This is a genomic window from Microbacterium sp. (assembly GCF_049661145.1).
Taxonomy (GTDB): domain Bacteria; phylum Actinomycetota; class Actinomycetes; order Actinomycetales; family Microbacteriaceae; genus Microbacterium.
The window spans coordinates 1-2999 of record NZ_JBASZT010000239.1; the positions used below are offsets into that span (position 1 = coordinate 1).

Genomic DNA, 2999 nt, shown 5'->3' on the forward strand with positions numbered 1-2999 from the left:
GGCGGGGCGGGCGGTGGAGGCGCGGGAACGGGGTGCCGCGCCCGGGGCCCGCGCTACAGGCGGATCTCGGCGACGACCTCGCCGTACTCGGTCTCGTCGACCGGGATGAACCCGACGCGGCGGAAGAACGCCTCGGGTCCTTCTTCGCCGGCCTCGTAGATCACGTCGACCCGGTCGAGGCCGCGCGTGCGCGCTTCGTCGAGGAGATTCTCCACGGCGAAGCGACCGACGCCGCGGCCCTGGTCGTCGGCATCCACGTTGATGCGCCACAGCACCGACTGGAAGTGCTCGTGCGGCGCGTCGGGATCGAAGTTCGCGCTGACGAACCCGACGACCTCGGTGCCGTCGAGGACGACACGTTGCCAGGCCGTGTTCGGGTTGACGACGGCGCCGGCGACGGCATAACTCGTGGGCGCGAGATACTGCTCCTGCCCGGGCTTGAGTGACATGGCGTTGACCGCGACGATCGTCGCGGCCGACAACTCCTCAAGGCGCAGCTCGCTCATATGCTCAGGTTACCTTCCCCGCGTGCTGCGCCGCATCCGCGTTTCGGGTCAGCTTTTCAGTGGCGCTGCCGCGCCGTGGGGCGAGAGAGTCTGGGTCATGTTGCGCAACGTTCGCGTCAGCTTTTCAGTGGCGCTGCCGCGCCGTGGGGCGGGAAAGTCTGCCTCGGGGATGCGAGACTTTCGGGTCACGAGGGTGAGCGGCCGACCGGGAGATATCTTGACGTCGAGATACTTTCGGGCGGTGCGATAGGGTGAGTCCGACCCCACGACGCCCTCACAGCCCGCGGCTGCGACGCTCGAAGAGAGAGACACACGTGCCTGAGTCCACCATCATCTATACCCACACCGACGAGGCGCCAGCGCTGGCGACCGCGTCGTTCCTGCCGATCGTGAAGGCGTTCGCGGGTCTCGCCGACGTCGAGATCGACACCCGCGACATCTCGCTCGCCGGCCGCATCCTCGCGGCGTTCCCGCAGCGGCTCACCCCGGAGCAGCAGGTCGGCGACGCGCTCGCCGAACTCGGGGGACTCGCGACCCTCCCCGAGGCGAACATCATCAAGCTGCCGAACATCTCGGCATCCATTCCCCAGCTGAAGGCCGCAATCGCGGAGCTGCAGTCGCAGGGCTACGACATCCCCGATTACCCGGATGACGCCGCCACGGTCGAGCAGAAGGACATCCGCGCGCGCTACGACCGCATCAAGGGCTCGGCCGTCAACCCGGTGCTGCGCGAGGGCAACAGCGACCGCCGCGCGCCGCTGTCGGTCAAGAGCTACGCGCGCAAGCATCCGCACCGCAACAAGCCGTTCGCGGCGGGGTCGCGCACGCGAGTCGCGACGATGGGCCACGACGACTTCAAGAGCAACGAGAAGAGCTGGATCGCCGCGCACGACGACGTCCTGAGCATCCGGCACACCGCCACCGACGGCACCGTGACGGTACTCAAGGAGGGGCTCAAAGTCCTGCCGCGCGAGGTCATCGACGCGACGTTCCTGTCGGCGAAGGCGCTCGACGCGTTCCTCGCGGACACCATCGCGCAGGCCAAGGCCGAGAACGTGCTGTACTCGGTGCACCTCAAGGCGACGATGATGAAGGTCAGCGACCCCATCATCTTCGGTCACGTCGTGCGCGCGTTCTTCAGGGATGTCTTCGACACCTACGGCGCGACGCTGACCGAGGCGGGACTCAACGGCAACAACGGGCTCGGCGCGATCCTCGCCGGCCTCGGCGAGGTCGAAGGCGGAGACGCGATCGCCGCCGACATCGCGGCGGACCTCGAGAACGGTCCGCGGCTCAGCTACGTCAACAGCGACAAGGGCATCACGAACCTGCACGTGCCTTCCGACGTCATCGTCGACGCGTCGATGCCTGCCCTCATCCGCAACGGCGGCAAGCTGTGGGGCGTCGACGGCGGCGAGGACGACACGATCGCCGTCATCCCCGACTCGTCGTACGCCGGTGTGTACCAGGCCGTGATCGACGACGTCATCGCGAACGGCCCGCTCGACCCCGCGACGATCGGCACCGTGCCGAACGTCGGGCTCATGGCGCAGGCCGCCGAGGAGTACGGCAGCCACGACAAGACGTTCGAGATCCCCGCCGACGGCGTCGTCGAGGTGCTCGACGCCGACGGGACGGTGCTCATCGAGCACCACGTCGAGGCGGGCGACATCTGGCGCGCCACCCAGGCCAAGCACATCGCGATCATGGACTGGGTGCGCCTGGCCGTCTCGCGGGCGCGTGCGACCGGCGTTCCCGCCGTCTTCTGGCTCGACGTGAACCGCGCGCACGACGCGCAGCTCATCGGCAAGGTGCACCAGGCGCTCGCGACCCTCGACACGAACGACATCACGATCGTGATCCTGCCGCCGGCCGAGGCGACGAAGTACTCGCTCGCGCGCCTGCGTCAGGGGCTCGACACGATCTCGGTGACCGGCAACGTGCTGCGCGACTACCTCACCGACCTGTTCCCGATCCTCGAGGTGGGGACCTCCGCCAAGATGCTCTCGATCGTGCCGCTGCTCGCCGGCGGCGGCCTCTTCGAGACCGGTGCCGGCGGGTCCGCCCCCAAGCACGTGCAGCAGCTGGTGGCGGAGGACTACCTGCGGTGGGATTCGCTCGGCGAGTTCTTCGCGCTGGCGGCATCCTTCGAGCACCTCGCGGAGTACACCGGCAACGCGAAGGCGAAGGTCCTCGCCGACACGCTGGATGCCGCGACCGGCACGTTCCTCGAGGAGGACCGCTCGCCGGGCCGTGCCCTCGGCACGATCGACAACCGTGGCAGCCACTTCTACCTGAGCCTGTACTGGGCGCAGGAGCTGGCGCGCCAGAGCGCCGACGCGGAGCTCGCCGCCGCCTTCGCGCCGGTCGCGCAGGCGCTGACGGATGCCGAGGCCACGATCGTCGCGGAGCTGGGCGGCGTCCAGGGCCACCCCGTCGACCTCGGCGGCTACTACCACCCCGACGAGGCGCTCGTGACGGCCGTCATGCGCC

The 2999-nt window shown here is 69.0% G+C and carries 2 protein-coding genes; one reads left to right on the top strand and one right to left on the bottom strand.

Annotated elements, in window-relative coordinates; translation table 11 throughout:
• Positions 1 to 53 precede the first annotated feature (53 nt).
• Positions 54 to 506, bottom strand: a complete 453-nt coding sequence (locus tag WBP48_RS10200; protein ID WP_424439844.1) for a GNAT family N-acetyltransferase — start codon at positions 504 to 506, stop codon at positions 54 to 56.
• Positions 507 to 820: 314 nt separating this feature from the next.
• Here WBP48_RS10200 and WBP48_RS10205 point away from each other — a divergent pair.
• The coding region (locus WBP48_RS10205) for an NADP-dependent isocitrate dehydrogenase (RefSeq protein ID WP_424439847.1) at positions 821 to 2999 on the top strand (2179 nt) is incomplete at its 3' end.